The 15,130-nt window shown below is 64.5% G+C and carries 16 protein-coding genes; 12 read left to right on the top strand and 4 right to left on the bottom strand.

The window, feature by feature from the left end; genetic code table 11:
* Window positions 1–17 precede the first annotated feature (17 nt).
* From AC4FWB_RS16510 to AC4FWB_RS16550, 9 genes are all read left to right on the top strand, one after another.
* Window positions 18–605, top strand: a complete 588-nt coding sequence (locus AC4FWB_RS16510) for a YceI family protein (protein WP_491027280.1) — start codon at window positions 18–20, stop codon at window positions 603–605.
* Window positions 606–777: 172 nt separating this feature from the next.
* Window positions 778–1,566: an SDR family NAD(P)-dependent oxidoreductase gene (locus tag AC4FWB_RS16515; RefSeq protein WP_491027281.1), complete on the top strand. Its 789-nt coding sequence runs from the start codon at window positions 778–780 to the stop codon at window positions 1,564–1,566.
* Between the two features lie 13 nt (window positions 1,567–1,579).
* Complete coding sequence (locus AC4FWB_RS16520; RefSeq protein WP_491027282.1) at window positions 1,580–2,374, top strand: MoaF C-terminal domain-containing protein; 795 nt, start codon at window positions 1,580–1,582, stop codon at window positions 2,372–2,374.
* A gap of 18 nt (window positions 2,375–2,392) precedes the next feature.
* Complete coding sequence (locus AC4FWB_RS16525) at window positions 2,393–2,785, top strand: nuclear transport factor 2 family protein (protein WP_491027283.1); 393 nt, start codon at window positions 2,393–2,395, stop codon at window positions 2,783–2,785.
* A 67-nt stretch (window positions 2,786–2,852) separates the two neighbouring features.
* Entirely contained in the window at window positions 2,853–4,061 is a 1,209-nt protein-coding gene (locus tag AC4FWB_RS16530; protein ID WP_491027285.1) for an amino acid ABC transporter substrate-binding protein, read from the top strand.
* 163 nt (window positions 4,062–4,224) lie between these two features.
* The gene (locus AC4FWB_RS16535; RefSeq protein WP_491027286.1) at window positions 4,225–4,944 is read left to right on the top strand and encodes an ABC transporter ATP-binding protein; all 720 of its coding nucleotides are present in this window, start codon (window positions 4,225–4,227) and stop codon (window positions 4,942–4,944) included.
* The gene (locus tag AC4FWB_RS16540; protein WP_491027416.1) at window positions 4,937–5,647 is read left to right on the top strand and encodes an ABC transporter ATP-binding protein; all 711 of its coding nucleotides are present in this window, start codon (window positions 4,937–4,939) and stop codon (window positions 5,645–5,647) included. Before AC4FWB_RS16535 ends, AC4FWB_RS16540 begins: the two co-directional genes overlap by 8 nt.
* A gap of 3 nt (window positions 5,648–5,650) precedes the next feature.
* Entirely contained in the window at window positions 5,651–6,544 is an 894-nt protein-coding gene (locus AC4FWB_RS16545; protein WP_491027287.1) for a branched-chain amino acid ABC transporter permease, read from the top strand.
* A 5-nt stretch (window positions 6,545–6,549) separates the two neighbouring features.
* A complete protein-coding gene (locus AC4FWB_RS16550) occupies window positions 6,550–7,521 on the top strand; it encodes a branched-chain amino acid ABC transporter permease (RefSeq protein WP_491027288.1) in 972 nt (323 codons plus the stop codon).
* An 88-nt stretch (window positions 7,522–7,609) separates the two neighbouring features.
* Here the strand turns inward: AC4FWB_RS16550 and AC4FWB_RS16555 are convergent, their stop codons facing one another.
* The gene (locus AC4FWB_RS16555) at window positions 7,610–8,563 is read right to left on the bottom strand and encodes a helix-turn-helix domain-containing protein (protein WP_491027289.1); all 954 of its coding nucleotides are present in this window, start codon (window positions 8,561–8,563) and stop codon (window positions 7,610–7,612) included.
* A gap of 174 nt (window positions 8,564–8,737) precedes the next feature.
* A complete protein-coding gene (locus AC4FWB_RS16560; RefSeq protein WP_491027290.1) occupies window positions 8,738–9,484 on the bottom strand; it encodes an IclR family transcriptional regulator in 747 nt (248 codons plus the stop codon).
* A 184-nt stretch (window positions 9,485–9,668) separates the two neighbouring features.
* Between AC4FWB_RS16560 and AC4FWB_RS16565 the strand changes: the two genes are divergently transcribed.
* The 3 genes from AC4FWB_RS16565 to AC4FWB_RS16575 are packed head-to-tail and all read left to right on the top strand — an operon-like array spanning window position 9,669 to window position 12,610.
* Window positions 9,669–11,039, top strand: coding sequence for a transaminase (locus AC4FWB_RS16565; RefSeq protein ID WP_491027292.1), 1,371 nt, complete (start codon window positions 9,669–9,671; stop codon window positions 11,037–11,039).
* Window positions 11,040–11,042: 3 nt separating this feature from the next.
* Complete coding sequence (locus tag AC4FWB_RS16570) at window positions 11,043–11,840, top strand: SDR family oxidoreductase (protein WP_491027293.1); 798 nt, start codon at window positions 11,043–11,045, stop codon at window positions 11,838–11,840.
* The gene (locus tag AC4FWB_RS16575; protein WP_491027294.1) at window positions 11,837–12,610 is read left to right on the top strand and encodes an SDR family NAD(P)-dependent oxidoreductase; all 774 of its coding nucleotides are present in this window, start codon (window positions 11,837–11,839) and stop codon (window positions 12,608–12,610) included. Before AC4FWB_RS16570 ends, AC4FWB_RS16575 begins: the two co-directional genes overlap by 4 nt.
* Window positions 12,611–12,751: 141 nt before the next feature.
* Here AC4FWB_RS16575 and AC4FWB_RS16580 read toward each other — a convergent pair whose 3' ends face one another.
* Both AC4FWB_RS16580 and AC4FWB_RS16585 read right to left on the bottom strand, forming a co-directional pair.
* Complete coding sequence (locus tag AC4FWB_RS16580; RefSeq protein ID WP_491027295.1) at window positions 12,752–13,453, bottom strand: IclR family transcriptional regulator; 702 nt, start codon at window positions 13,451–13,453, stop codon at window positions 12,752–12,754.
* 181 nt (window positions 13,454–13,634) lie between these two features.
* On the bottom strand, window positions 13,635–15,107 hold the full coding sequence (locus tag AC4FWB_RS16585) for an aldehyde dehydrogenase family protein (RefSeq protein ID WP_491027297.1): 1,473 nt from the start codon (window positions 15,105–15,107) through the stop codon (window positions 13,635–13,637).
* Window positions 15,108–15,130: the final 23 nt, after the last annotated feature.

The raw sequence follows: 15,130 nt of genomic DNA on the forward strand, positions 1-15,130 counted from the left end.
ACAACAGGGAGAAACATGTGAGGACGAAGAAACTGATTGCCGCGCTCGCTTTCGCCGGCGCATCCATGCTGGCTGCGGCGGCCCATGCGGACAACTACGACATCGACGGCCAGCATGCCTGGGTCACCTTCACCATCAAGCACGGCATCTACGGCATCGCCCATGGCCAGTTCGACGCCGTCAAGGGCACGATCGCGTTGGATAAGGCCGACGTCTCGAAGAGCAGCGTCAAGGCCGAGCTCGACGTCGGCTCCGTCCACACTGCTTTCGACCAGCGCGACAGCGACCTCAAAGGCCCCGACTTCTTCAACGCTGCCGAGTTCCCAACGATCAGCTTCGAGAGCACCAAGGTCGAGAAGGTCGATGACAAGACCGGCAAGGTCACCGGCAATCTCATCATCAGCGGCGTCAGCAAGGAGGTCACGCTGGACGTCAAGCTGCTCAACGAAGCGCCGGCGCCGTGGGATGCGACGCTGACCAAGGCCGCCTTCAGCGCCACCGGCAAGGTCAGCACCGCCGACTTCCCGATGGCCAAGGCGGCCGATGGTTTCGGCCTCGGGCCGGAGGTCGACATCATCATCGATCTCGAGGCGATCAAGAAGTAGCGGAGACGGGGCGCCGCGCGGCGAAGGTCGCGCGGCACTTCGCAAGGCGGGTGCCGAAGTGCGCGCTCAGTCAAAACAAAGTTCCCGCTTGGACAAGACGGCAAAGACCGGTCATCGCACACTCGGTGTCAACAATCAGTGTGTCGGGCCTCGCGCCCTGGGGACAGCGGCAATGAGATTCACCGGTAAGACGGCGTTCATTACTGGCGGCGGCACCGGTATCGGCGCGGCGGTCGCCCGGCGCATGGCCGCTGACGGCGCCAACGTTGTGCTCATGGGAAGGCGGCGCGAGCCGCTCGAAGCAGTCATCAGGGATATTGGTGGTTTGGTCGTGCAGGGCGATGCCGCCGATGCGAACGCAGTGCGCGCTGCCCTTGCCGAAGTGCATGGGAAATTCGGTTCTGTCGACATACTCATCGCCAATGCAGGAGGGCACGGCGTCGGTCCGACCGTTTCGATGAGCGACGAGACATGGGCGCTGGCGACGCGCACCAATCTCGACACCGCTTTCGTCTGCGCCCGCGAATGCCTGCCGGACCTCATCGTGCGAAAGGGCAACATCGTTGTCGTCGCCTCGATCGCCGGGCTTTTCGCCGGACCGGCGGCGGCCGGCTACGTCACCATGAAGCATGCCTGCGTCGGCTTCGGCAAATCGCTGGCGCGCGACTATGGCCGCCAGGGCGTGCGCACCAACATCATCTGCCCTGGCTGGGTGGCGACCGCCATGGCCGACGATCAGATGCAGGTCGTTGTAGACAAGCACGGTCTGGGTTCGATCGAGGAAGCCTACCGGTTGGTGACCAAGGACGTGCCGCTTGGCCGTCCGGCGACGCCTGAGGAGGTTTCGAACGTCATCTGCTTCGCCGCTTCCGCCGAGGCGGCGATGATGAACGGCTCGATCCTGACCGTCGATGGCGGCGCCACCGTCGTCGACCTGCCGACATTGGCCTTTGTCGATTGATGAGGAGATGGCGATGAACGACCAGAACAGGCCCGCCGACTGGAAACATTTCGACGATTTTGCCGCAGGCATCGCCACCAACCGGCTGCCGACGACGGCTACGCTGCGCGGGCAGACCTTCAAGATCACGCTCGCGACCGGCCGCGTCATCGACCTCGCCTTCACCGCAGCCGACACGGCGGCCTGGAGCGAAGGCAGCGATGCCGGCGCCGATTGGTACGAGGCGTTGGAAGTCGCGCCGCAAGTGTTCTTCATCAACATGACCTTCGCCGCCAGGCCGGCCGAGGACGAGGCCTTCATCGTCGACACCAAAACGCGCCGTGTGCTCTCGGTGCGCGAGCGGGTGCGTGAGCCCGGCGAGGCGCCCGGCGAGCCGCGCGTGGCGCAGGTCTATGCGGCCGGCGTGCTCGGCGATTCATCCGTACCGCCGACCGGCATCGAGCCGTCGCCGACGCGCGACCTGGTCGGTCTGACCGCGCACTACACCTACAGCCCGAACCACGTTTACGAGCACATCTATCTGAGCTCGCAGCGCTATGCGTGGCAGAACCTTGTCGGCGTGCAGCGCGGCCATGGCGATGTCGATCTCGCCACCACCTGGAGGTTCGACGATAACCTCTACGTCTTCGGCTTCCGCGAGTTCATTATCCCGGTCGCTTCGCTGTTCTTCTACAATTGGGACACGATGCGTTCGACTGGCAAATTCCTTGGCGTGACCAGCCAGGGCAAGGTCGAGAACAAGCCCGCCGGCGCTTTCATCGAGAAGAAATCCTGGACCGTCTACGACGCCGGCAAGGCGCCGGTCTGAGTGCTTGGGAACATAAGCATGAGCAACAGGAACTACGACGCCATCAAGGCGCACTATGCCAGCTCCGACGCCAAGGACTTGGCGGCAATGATGGCGCCGGTCACCAGCCGCACCGCCTGGACCGAGATGGCCGGCTTTCCCTATGCCGGCACCTATATCGGCCCCGATGCCGTCATCGCCGGCGTCTTCAAGCCGATCGGCGAGGACTGGGACGGCTACACTTTTGCGCTCGAAAAACTGGTCGACGGCGGCTCGACCATCGTCGGCATCGGCACCTACTCGGGCAGGTACAAGAAGACCGGCAAGCCGATGACGGCGCGCGTCGTCCATGTCTGGGAAATGCAGGACGGCAAGGCCGTCAGCTTCGAACAGTTCACCGACACCAAGCTGGTCGCGGCCGCGATGGGCTGAGCACTGGCGCAGTGAATGCGGGCCTCGCCTTGGGAGGATCGGCCCGATGAAAACCTGGGAGGATGGAATGGAAATCACTCTGAAGGGAATGCTGGCCGGCCTGCTGCTGTCCACCGCGCTTGGGCTTGGCGGTACGGTCTTCGCCAGTGCCGCCGGCGATGAGATCGTCATTGGCGCGCCGATCTCGCTGACCGGGCCGCTGGCTGGCGACGGCAAGGAGCAGAAATGGGCCTATGAGCAGGCCATCGCCGACATCAACAAGGCCGGCGGCATCATGGTGAAGTCCGTCGGCAAGAAGCTGCCGGTGAGGCTGGTTGTCGCCGACGACGAAAGCTCCGAGGGCAAGGTCGCCTCGGCGCTGGAGAACCTGATCAAGGTGCAGAAGGTCGACGCGTTGCTTTCGACCCATTCCGGACCGATGAACATCGCCGGCGCCATCGTCGCGGAAAAATACAAGAAGTTCTACATGATCACGACGGCCTTTCCCTTCGAATGGCAGCCGCTGAAGCTGAAATATTCGGCCCTGTTCTTCTTCCATCCGGGGCCGGGCGCCGAAGTGCCGTTCCAGATATGGGACAAGCTGCCGTCCGACGAGAAGCCGAAGCATCCGGCGCTGGTCTCGGAAGACTCGCCAGACGGCAAGGGCTTTGGCGGCGCCTTCGAGGCAGCGGCGAAGAAGTATGGCTACAGCTTCGCCGTCGACGATCCCTGGGCCATCGGCGCCACCGACTATTCGGCGCTGATCACCAAGCTCAAGGCTGCCGATGTCGACGCCATGCTGGTCTTCGGCTCGCCGGCCGATACCATAACGCTGCTCAGGCAAATGAAGGAGCTCGGCTTCTCCGTGCCTTACCTGCATGGTTGGAAGGGCACCTGGACCGGCGAGTTCCACGAAGCGCTGGGACCAGACTCCGACTACATCATGACCGACGGCTTCTGGTCGGCGAGCTACCCTTACAAGGGCGCCAAGGAACTCGGCGACCGCTACGAGGCTGAGTTCAAGAAGGACTCCGTCACCGTGGGCGCATTCTACGCCAATGCCCAGGTGCTGGCGCAGGCGATCGAGAAGGCCGGCGGCACCGATGCTGCGGCGATCCATGACGCGATCTTCGGTCAGGAGTTCAAGGATACGGTGGTCGGCGACCTGAAGTTCGATGGGACCGGCTTCGCGCTGATCCCGAGCGTCGCGACGCAATGGTGGCAGGGCAAGCATCAGCTCATCTACCCTGACGGCAATTGGACCTACAAGCCGGCACCGGCCTGGGACAAGCGCTGACCGAACAGATGCGGCGGAAGGGGCGGGCGCCGGATTGCGAAGCCAGGCGCCCGTCGCTTCTTGCCAGTCCATTTGGGTCGCTTGGCAATGAGGCGGTTTTGACCGCCTAATCCTTTGTGCTTCCGCTGGAAGGAAACAGAACACTATGCAGGCGGACGGGATCTTGCTGCGCCTCGAGGCGGTCAAGAAGCGCTTCGGCGGGCTTGTCGTCCTTCACAATATCGATATCGCGGTTGGCTCCAACGAGCTGATCGGCCTGATCGGGCCTAACGGCGCCGGCAAGTCGACGCTGTTCAACGTCATCACCGCCATCTACGCGCCGACCGAAGGGCGAGTGTCGTTTCGCGGCAAGGACATTACCGGCATCGCGCCGCACCGTATATCGAGGCTGGGCATCGCCCGCACCTTCCAGCTGGTGCGCACCTTCCACACCATGACCGCTTTCGAGAATGTCATGGTCGGCGCCGTCTACGGGGCAGGGGGCCGCGTCAAGCATGCGACCGAGGCGGCCAATGCGGCCCTCGAGCTGGTCGGCCTGACCGCCAGGCGCGACATGCGTACCGCGCATATGACGCTCTCCGACCGACGCATGCTGGAGATCGCAAGAGCCGTCGCCTCCGATCCGGCGCTGCTCTTGCTTGACGAACCGATGGCCGGGCTCAACCCGACCGAGATCCAGCGCATGGTCGACGTTATCCGCCGCGTGCGCGCCGAGCGCGGCATCTCCATGTTGTGGGTCGAGCACAAGGTCGACGCCATCATGAGTGTGTGCAGCAGGGTGATCGTCCTCGACCACGGCGAGAAGATTGCCGACGGGACGCCGCACGAAGTCACGCAAAACCGCAAAGTCATCGAGGCCTATCTTGGCGAACCGGCTGCTTGAAGTAACCAATCTGGAAGTCGCCCATGGCGATGTCGGAGCGCTGTGGGGCGTCTCGCTTCATGTCGATCCCGGCACGATCGTCGCCATCGTCGGCGCCAACGGCGCCGGCAAGACGACGCTGATGAGGACCGTTTCCGGTTTGCTCAAGCCGAAGGCCGGCGACATCCGGCTTGCCGGCCAGTCGCTGGTCGGCAAGGCGCCGCAGGAGATTGCCCGCATGGGCATCGCGCATGTGCCGGAAGGGCGCGGCCTGTTTCGCCAGATGACGGTGCTGGAAAATCTCGAGCTCGGCGCTTTCCTCCCCAAGGCGCGGCCGCGCACGAAAGAGTTGCTCGACAAGGCCTACACGCTTTTTCCGCGCCTCAAGGAGCGCATCCACCAGAAGGCAGGTTCGCTCTCCGGCGGCGAACAGCAGATGCTGGCGATCGCGCGGGCCACAATGTCGGAGCCGTCGCTGCTCATCCTCGACGAGCCATCGCTGGGGCTCAGCCCGCTGGTCGTGCAGCAAATGTTTGCACTGATCCAGACCTTGCACGGCCAAGGCGTCACCATCCTGCTGGTCGAGCAGAACATTCATCAGGCGCTGAAGGTGGCCGACTACGCTTTTGTGCTCAAAACCGGCTCGCTCGCCATGCAGGGCACCGGCGCTGACCTTATCGCCGATCCCGAAATCCAGAAGGCCTATATGGGCGTGTTGGAGTAGAGAATGTTCAATTTGCCGCCGCCCGAAATCCTGCTTCAGCTCTCGCTCAACGGCGCGCTCGGCGGCGCCATGTATGGCGTCGCTGCCGTGGGCTTGAGCCTCATCTTCGGCACCATGCGGCTGATCTTCCTCGCCCAGGGCGCGATGATCATCCTGGCCGCCTATTTCGTGCGAGCGCTGTTCTACGGTTTCGGCATCGACCCGTTCCTGTCGCTCATCATCGTCGTCCCGGTCGGGCTCGTGGTCGGTTGGCTGGTCTATCAGGGCCTGTTCCGCAAGGCTGCCGCTGAAGCAGACCGCAACGTCTCACTACTGATCGCCGTCGGTCTGATGTTCCTGGTCCAAAACCTGATGACGGTTGTGTGGGGCGGGAATACCGCCGGCGTGGTCACCTCCTACACGGCGAGCGGCATCGAACTGCTCGGCGTGCGTACTTCCTTCACGCGCATGATGAGCTTCCTCATCGCGCTCGCCGGCACTGGCCTGGTGATGCTTTTCCTGCGCAAGACGATTGTAGGCAAGGCGGTGCGCGCCGCCTCCGAGGACATGGACGCCGCGACCCTGATGGGCATCAGCCCGCACCGCGTCAACGCCATTGCCTTTGCCATCGGCATTTCGCTCGCGGGTGCCGCCGGCGTCGCAGTGGCGACGACCTTTCCGTTCAACCCCTTCGCCGGTTTCATCTTCAGTCTGAAGGCGCTGGTGGCGCTGGCGCTGGGCGGCATCGGCAACGTAGCTGGCGCTCTGGCAGGCGGCATTATCCTGGGCCTGATCGAGGCCTACGTGCAGTATTTCATCTCAGGCGGCTGGACGAATGCCATCGCCTACGGCGTGTTCCTGGCCGTCCTGATGTTCAAGCCGGAAGGCCTTTTCAGCCGACCCTACAAGAAGGCTTGAGACAAATGAAGCAAATCTGGAAATGGATCGCTGTCGTCGTGGTGGTGGCGCTCGCGTTGGTGGCGTTCGTGCCTGGCGCGGTCGATAGCTACGCCTTCTCCTTCCTGTTCTTCGTCTTCCTCTACGCCATTATGGCGCAAGGCTGGAATCTCGTCGCCGGCTTCGGCGGTCAAATCAGCCTCGGTAACCATGCCTTCTTTGGGCTTGGTGCATACACCACCGCGATTCTGTGGAGTGGCAACTATCTTTGGGGCTCGCTCTATGACGCCCATCCCGGCATCTATTATTTCGATCCGATGACGATGCTGCTCGGCGGACTGGTCGCTGCGCTCGCAGCGGTCCTGATCGGCCTGCCGCTGCTGTCGAAGCTGCATGGCGATTATTTTGCCCTCGGTACGCTCGGCTTCGGCGAGATCGTCAAGGTCATCTTCATCAATGGCGGTGACTTCACCGGCGGCGCCTTCGGCATAGTCGCCCCGGCCAGCAGCTTCGACACGTTGCGCCCGCACTATCTCGTCGGGCTCGGCCTGGTGGTCGGCGTGGCGGTTGCTGTCCACCTCCTGATGCGCTCGCGCTACGGCCTGGCGCTGATTGCCGTGCGCGACGACGAGATGGCGGCCTCGGCCAACGGCATCGATGTGCTCAAAGTCAAGGTTGCCGCCTTCGCCGGCAGCGCCTTCATCGCCGGCGTGGCCGGCAGCCTCTACACCTACTACATCTTCCATGTCGGGCCGGACTCGGTGTTCGACCTCGACTGGATGCTCTTGCCGCTGATGATGACTGTGGTGGGCGGCACGGGCACGCTGCTCGGCCCGATCCTCGGCGCGCTGGTGATGTATGCAGTGTTCGACCTGGCGCGCATCGTGGTGCCCGATTATCACCCGGTGATTTCGGGGCTGACGATCATCGTGGCTATGCTGTTCTTGCCAAAGGGGGTGATGCGGTTGGGGTTGGGACGGCGCCTCAAATCGGCGTGAGACTTGCTGCCAGCGCATCGACAAATTCACTCCCGAAATCGGGCGAAGGACTGAGCAAGGAAACGTCACGGTCTGACGATTCTCGTTGCTAATGCAATGCCGACTGCACTCTCTCCCGTAACTCCCGTGGCGTTACGTCATACTTGCTCTTGAACGCCCGGGAGAAGTGCGCGCTAGAATTAAATCCGCACGCAAAAGAGATTTCGGAGATCGACGCTGAGGCGCGAGCCGGCGAGAGCAATTCCTCCTTGCTGCGCTCCAGCCGCCTGTCCCAGACGAAGCGTTCCAACGTGGCGCCTTCGCCCTCGAACGCGCGGTGCAGGTAGCGGCGGGAACAGCCCATGTGGCGGGCGATGTCCTCGGCCGAGAGGTTGCAGCGTGAAAGGTTGGCGTCGATATAGGCGACAATGCGCTCGCGTAAGGCTTCGAGCGACGAGCGGCGGAATTCGGGTGCCATCGGCTTGGCCTGGATCAGCCCGTTGATGAGCTGGATAAGGCTTTCGCCGACGCGGCGGCAGCCGGCCTCGTCGAGCTTGTGCGCTTCCCCGATCGCCATCTGCATCAGGCCCGACACGATGTGCGTCAGGCTGTCTTCCTGGCCGGGCAGGGGAACGGGTGCTGCGAGGCGGGCCAGCGTCTCATGGCCGAAGGTCGAGCGCGGTACCTGTAGGATCAACTGGTCGACATCACCGAGGTTCTGCAGCGAATAGCTGCGCACCGGATCGTAGATGATCGCCGCGCTTGGACCGAGGTCGACGGCGACCTGCTGCTGCTCGAAGCGGCTGCGGCCGCTGAGTTGCATCAGGATCTTGATCGCGTCGGGATCGAAGCTGCGCCAGAAGGCGCGGTCGTTGACCACCAGATGCGACTTGGCCTTGATTTCGGACAGCCGGCAGGCGCCGAGGTTGACTGAGACCAGCTTCGGCAGCGAGGGCGCCCCGCCGCGCGAAAAACGCTGGGTGATCGGACCGAACAGCAGCCGCGACGCGGACAGGAAGGCCTCGCCGTCGGCAACGCTCACATGGTGGGCGGCAGCGTGCATCGTTTCCTCCTCCAGGGCATGATGCCGAAAAACGGAAACCGGCTTTCGGAAAGGATCATGCTCGAATCAGTACTCCCGTCTTCATGCGGGATTGTGGCCCAGGCATTGCCCGAAGCCATCCACTATGGAAGTTAACATGCTAATCATCTCCGCCGCAACGGCAGATATGCGGGCTCACGCCTCGCCGGTCAGCCGCGCCGAGATCAGTCGCGCCGCCTTGATCGCCGCCACGCCCTGGCCGGCCGCGACCGCGTCGTCGACGCGTGAGACGGGGGAGGCCACCGCCAGCGCCCCGATCGGCTGGCCGTCGGCGCCGAGGATCGCGGCGCCGATGCTGTGCACGCCTTCCTCATAGCCCTGCGCGCTGCGCGAATAGCCGCTGGCGGCGGCGAATGCGATGGCTTTCGCCAGATCGTCCGGTTGCGTCACCGTCTGTGAGGTGAACGCCTGCAGCGGCTTTTCGAGATAGGCGCCGACCACTTCCAGCCGCGAGGCGGCAAGGAAGGCGATGCCCGATGCGGTCCCATGCAGCGGCAACACCTGGCCGACATCGACATTGACGCGGTTGGCCTTGGCCGACAGTTCGACATGGCTGGTGAGCAGCGCGCCGGCGCTGAATTCCGACAGATGCACGGTCTCGCCGGTCTCCAATGACAGTTCTCGCGCCACCGGCGCCGCGACCCGAACGAACGGAAAATGCGCGTCGCGGATGCGGGCCAGCCGCGACAGGCCGGCGCCCAGCCGGTAGCGGCGGCTCTTCGGCTCCTGCTCGATCAGCTGGTGGGCGGCAAGCGCCATCAAAAGGCGCCTGGCGGTCGCCTTGTCGAGGCCGGCGCGGCGGGCCAGGTCGGAGAGCCCGATCTCGGGCTCGTGCAGCGTGAACAGTTCCAGCAGCGACACCGCCTTGCCCACCGTGCTCATTGCGTCTTCTCCGAGATACTTCGCATGTGAATTAACTTGACAGGGGCCGATCCCGCCTGCAGTGTGTCTATAACATACAAAACTCCGGTTCAAATAGTGAACCGATTTGGGAACAACTACGCGCCCCAAAATTTTCGCGCGCCAGGGAGACTTCAGCGCCGTGACGGCCGCCAGCAGAAGCGATTTGCAACCAGCGACCATTAACGACTTGCTCGACCACGAGCAGGCAAGGTTCCTCGACACGCATCCGCGCTCGGCGGCGGCGTGGGAAGAGGGCAAGAAGCATTTTCTCTATGGCGGGCCGTCGCACTGGATGCGGCGCTGGGCCGGCGGTTTCCCGGTCTATGCCGCTTCGGCCAGCGGCGCGCATATCCGTGACATCGACGGCCACGACTATGTCGACTTCGCACTTGGCGACACCGGCGGCATGTGCGGCCATGCGCCCGAAGCGGTGACCCGCGCGGCGCTGCACCAGTTGCAGAACGGCACGACCATGATGCTGCCCACCGAGGACAGCCTCTGGGTCGGCGCCGAGCTGGAGCGCCGCTTCGGCCTGCCTTACTGGGCGCTGACCACATCGGCCACCGACGCCAATCGCGGCGCCATCCGCATCGCCCGCATGATCACCGGCCGGACCAAGGTGCTGGTCTTCTCCGGCTGCTATCACGGCGGCGTCGAGGAAGCGCATGTCGAGATCCGCGACGGCAAGATCGGCATGCGCAACATGATCCATCCGAACGGCGTCGACCATGCCGCCGTCTCCAGAGTGATCGAGTTCAACGACGTCGCGGCGCTCGAGGAAGCGTTGTCGCATGGCGACGTCGCATGCGTGCTGACCGAGCCGCTGATGACCAATTTCGGCATGATCCCGGTCGCCGGGGGTTTTCACGAAGCACTGCGCGAGATCACGCGGCGCACCGGCACGGTGCTGATCATCGACGAGACGCACACCATCTCCAGCGGGCCCGGCGGCTACACCGCGCTGCACGGGCTGCAGCCGGACATTCTGGTCGCCGGCAAGGCGATCGCCGGCGGCATTCCGGCCGGCATCTTCGGCGTCTCGCGGGAAATGGCCGAGAGGCTGTGGGCGATCGTGCCGATGGTCAATCCGCGCGTGCGCCAGTCGGCGCATCTCGGCATCGGCGGCACGCTGGCCGGCAATGCGCTGACCGTCGCCACCATGCGCGCCGTGCTGGAAGAGGTGCTGACGCCAGCCAATTTCGAGATCATGATCGCCAACGCCTCGCGGCTTGCCGAGGCCGCGCGGAAGATCATCGCCGACAACAAATTGCCCTGGCATGTGACGCAGACCGGCGCCCGCGCCGAAATCATGTTCATGCCCAAGCCGCCGCGCAACGGCGCCGACGTCATCGCCGGCCGGCGCGGTGACCTCGAGACGCTTTTGCACGCCTTCTACATGAACGAAGGCATACTGGTGACGCCGTTCCACACCATGTTCCTGATGTGCCCGGCGACCTCGCCGGCCGATGTCGATCGCCACACGGAAGTCTTTTCCCGCTTCGTCGATCTCGTCCGTGGCGCAGGCGTCGTCTGAACGATGGCAAACCCGCTCGACCTCACGGGCAGGGTGGCGCTGGTGACCGGCGGCGGGCGCGGCATCGGTGCAGCCATCGTCACGCGCTTTGCCGAGGCCGGCGCCTCAGTGGTCGTTGCCAATCGCACGCTCGATGCGGCAGAGGCGCTTGCCGCGGAGCTTTTCGCGCGTGGTCTCTCCGTTTGTGCCGTTGCGCTTGCGGGGCTGGATCGCGTGACGTTGCACGCACTCGTCGGGGATGTCGCGCGCGAGGCCGGCCGGCTCGACATCGTCGTCCACAATGCCGGCGGCTGCCCCTGGGCCTCGGTCGAGGAGCTCGACGAAGACAAGCTGGAAGAGGCGCTGGCGGTCAATTTGAAAGCCTGCTTCTGGCTGGCGCAGGCGGCGGCGCCGGAGATGCGCCGGAACCGTTTCGGCCGCATTCTCGTCACCTCGTCGGTGTCGGCGCGCGTGGCGATGGCGGGCGGCGCGCATTATTCGGCGGCCAAGGCCGGCGCCAACGCCTTCATCCGCGGCGCCGCCTTCGAGTTCGCGCGCGACGGCATCACCGTCAACGGCGTCGAGCCCGGCTTCATCGCCAAACCCGGCCGCGGCACGATGAGCAAGCCTGAGGTGGCGGATCGGCTTGGCCAATTCATTCCTGTCGGCCATCTCGGCGAGGCCGACGACATCGCCTACGCCATGCTCTACCTCGCATCCGAGCAGGCCAGATACACCACCGGCCAGACCATCGTCGTCGACGGCGGCTCGACCTTGCCGGAGACCGGCTATGCCGTCGAACGGCACTGGGGGCTGACATGAGCCGGCGCCTCGAAGGCCGCACGGCCCTGGTCACGGGTGCCGCCACCGGCATGGGCCGCGCCACCGCCGAGCTGTTCGGCCGGGCGGGCGCCGATGTCGTCGCCTTCGGTCATGGCGGAGACGTGCTGGAGGATGCGGCCAAAGCCAGCGGCGGCAGCGCCGTGCGCGGCGACATCACCAATGCCGGAGACATCGCACGCGCCATCGATGTCTGCGGCGGTCGTCTCGACATCGTCGTCAACGCCGCCGGCGTCATGATCCTCGACGAGCCGGAGACGCTGAGCGACGAGACCTGGGCGAAGAGTTTCGCCGTCAACGTCACCGGCTCGATGATGGTCTGCCGCGCGGCGCTGCCGCTGCTGAAGCAGCGTGGCGGCGCGATCGTCAACATCGCCTCGGTCGGCGCTTTCAACGCCAGCGGCCAGAATGCCGCCTATTCGGCGAGCAAGGCCGCGCTCGTCTCCTACACGCGTTCGCTCGCCTTCGCGCATGGTCCGGACGGCATCCGCGCCAACGCGGTGGCGCCCGGCTGGGTGCGCACGCCGATGAGCGTCTACGAGATGGAAGTGGCGGCGGCGGCCAACGGCTCGACACCCGAGGACGAGTTCAAGGCACTGACCAATCGCATCGCGCTGCGCCGCGTCGCCGAACCGCAAGAGATCGCCTCCTGCTGCCTGTTCCTGGCTTCCGACGAGGCATCCTTCGTCACCGGCGCGGTGCTGGTCGCGGATGGCGGCGGTCGCGCGCCGACGCAGAACAGGGCAGTGTGACTTGGGCTTAGCTCAGGAGGGTGGCGCGGAGGCCTCGGGCAGTTGATCGTTCCAACGAACGAAACATTGTTGCCCTCAGATCGACGCAGGTGGTTGCCTGAATGGAAGCCAGTCGCAGCGCAGCTCCCCTGTCCGGGATATTTACAACAGCTTTGATATATCGGCAGCCACGTCGAGGAGCCGCGGCGTCAATGCCGTCAGGGTCTTGGCCCTTGTGCTTGGCACCAGTATCGCGATGCTTGCATTGCAGCGGCCGTCTGGTCCGGTCAGTGGCGCCGCGACGCCATGCACACCCATCTGGAGTTCGTCGTGCGAGATGGCGTAGCCGTCCCGCCGGGTCTGCTCGATGCGTGCTAGGGCAACTGCAGGGTCGGCCGCCTTCTTCACGATACGGGCGATCGTCTTCTGGTCCTGGGAGGCGAGCATCGCCCAGCCGCTGGCTCCGAGATGAAGCGGATGGCGCGAGCCTGGGTCGTGCTGGACTCTGACCAGGTGCTTGTTGCCCAGCGCCTGCTCGGTAACCACCGCTTCGTCCTTATTGAGGCAATGCAGCACCACTGTCTCGCCAACCGCATTAGCAAGCGCACCCATCAAGGGCCGGGCTATGACGGAAATGTCGCGATCGAGCTGCCGAACCAGATCGTTGATTGCGCTGCCCAGCGTATAGCCATCATGGCCGCGCCGCACATAGGCGCGCTGCTCCAGTGTGACCAGGAGCCGGTAGGCCACGGTCCTGTTGATGGCGCAAGTGCGGGCGACGTCGGCGGCGCTCACGGGACCGTTCTTCGCGACCGTCTCAAGAACGGTGAGCATCTGGTCGCCAGTCAGCGATATCTCAGCCAAGTCGAAAACTCCGATCCATCAGGGCACCCAACTTGTATTCATATCCATAGTCCGGGCTCCCGGCCACGATTGCCAGCAACGGACATGTGGATTGTCGGATCGCGATTGTCCGATAGTTGAGACCTTTCTGATACCTGGAAGTCCTCAATGAGCGGCCGCACCTATTCCCTGCATCGCGTCCTCAAGAAATGACCGAAACCGTCTTTTCGACCGTGTTGGCGAGAATGCCGGAACGGCCGAGTTCCAACCCGAGACCGCTGGTCTTGACGCCAAGCCAGGGTAGGGCGGGGTGCGGCGGGCCCCAAGCGTTGACCCAAACCGATCCGGCGCGCAAATGCCGCGCAAACCGGTTGGCGGTTGCAAGATCTCGCGTCCAGACGACCGATGTCAGCCCGTAGTCAGTGGCGTTGGCGAGAAGCAGCGCTTCCTCGTCGTCGCGAAAGCGGATGATGGTTCCGACTGGCCCGAAGATTTCCTCGCGCGCGATCGTGAGTTCGTTATCGCCGGCAAACAGCGTGGGCGCGTAGAAATATCCGGGACGGTCTATGCGCCGGCCGCCGGTCAACAGGCGAGCGCCCTCGGCTTTGCCCTTTGCCACATACCCGTCCACACGTTCGAGCTGCCTTTCGCTGACCAGCGATCCCATCTGCGTGTCAGGCGCGAAAGGGTCGCCGACAACGACGCTCTGCGCTGCCGCAACCAGGCGCTCGGTCACCTCGTCGGCGATCGCTTCATGGACAAGTATCCTGCTGCCACACGCGCAGGTCTGGCCCTGATTGGCGAACATCGAGATCGATGCGCCGGCGATGGCGCGGTCGAGGTCGGCGTCGCGGCACACGATCTGGGGCGACTTGCCGCCAAGCTCGAGCGTGACCTTCTTGAGCGCCTCCGAGGCGATGGCGGCAATCCGGCGCCCGACACCCGGGCTGCCGGTGAAGGAGATCTTGTCGATGCCGGGATGCCGCACCAACGCGTCGCCGGCCACCACGCCGCTGCCGGTAACCAGATTAACGACACCGGCCGGGAAGCCCGCCTCCTCGATCAGTTCGACCAGGCGGATTGTGCTCAGCGAGGCATCCTCGGCCGGCTTGATGACCACAGTGTTGCCGGCGGCGAGCGCCGGCCCCAGCTTCCACGACGCAATCATCGTTGGCGCATTCCATGGCGTGATCGCGCCGACCACGCCGATCGGCTGGCGCAGCGTGTAGGAATGGCGTTGGCGGCCGTCGAACTCCGGCAGGTCGAAAGTACTGCCGCCGATCTTGTCGGCCCAGCCGGCGAAATGGCGGAAGGTTTCGGCAGCCAGAGGGATTTCGAACATGAACGGTTCGAAGTAGGGGCGCCCGATGTCGATGGCCTCGAGATAGGCGAGGTTCTCGCGGTTGGCTTCGATAAGATCGGCCAGCCGCCACAATAGTCTGCCGCGATCCGACCCGGACAGGCGCGACCACTCGCCGGTCTCGAACTGCGCGCGCGCGGCAGCCACGGCGGCGGAGACGTCATCTACGGTCGCCATGCTCAGTGCGCCGAGCGGTTGGCCGGTGCTGGGATTGATGACGGTTTGAACCCCGCGATCCGCCGCCGCACGCCACCGTCCGCCGACATAAAGCTCGGCGCGTGGCAGCCGCTTTGCCGTTTCACCAAGTTCGCTCATGCGTTCTCTCCCAGCACCGCAGA

The sequence above is a fragment of the Mesorhizobium sp. LEGMi-168a genome (genome assembly GCF_058312955.1).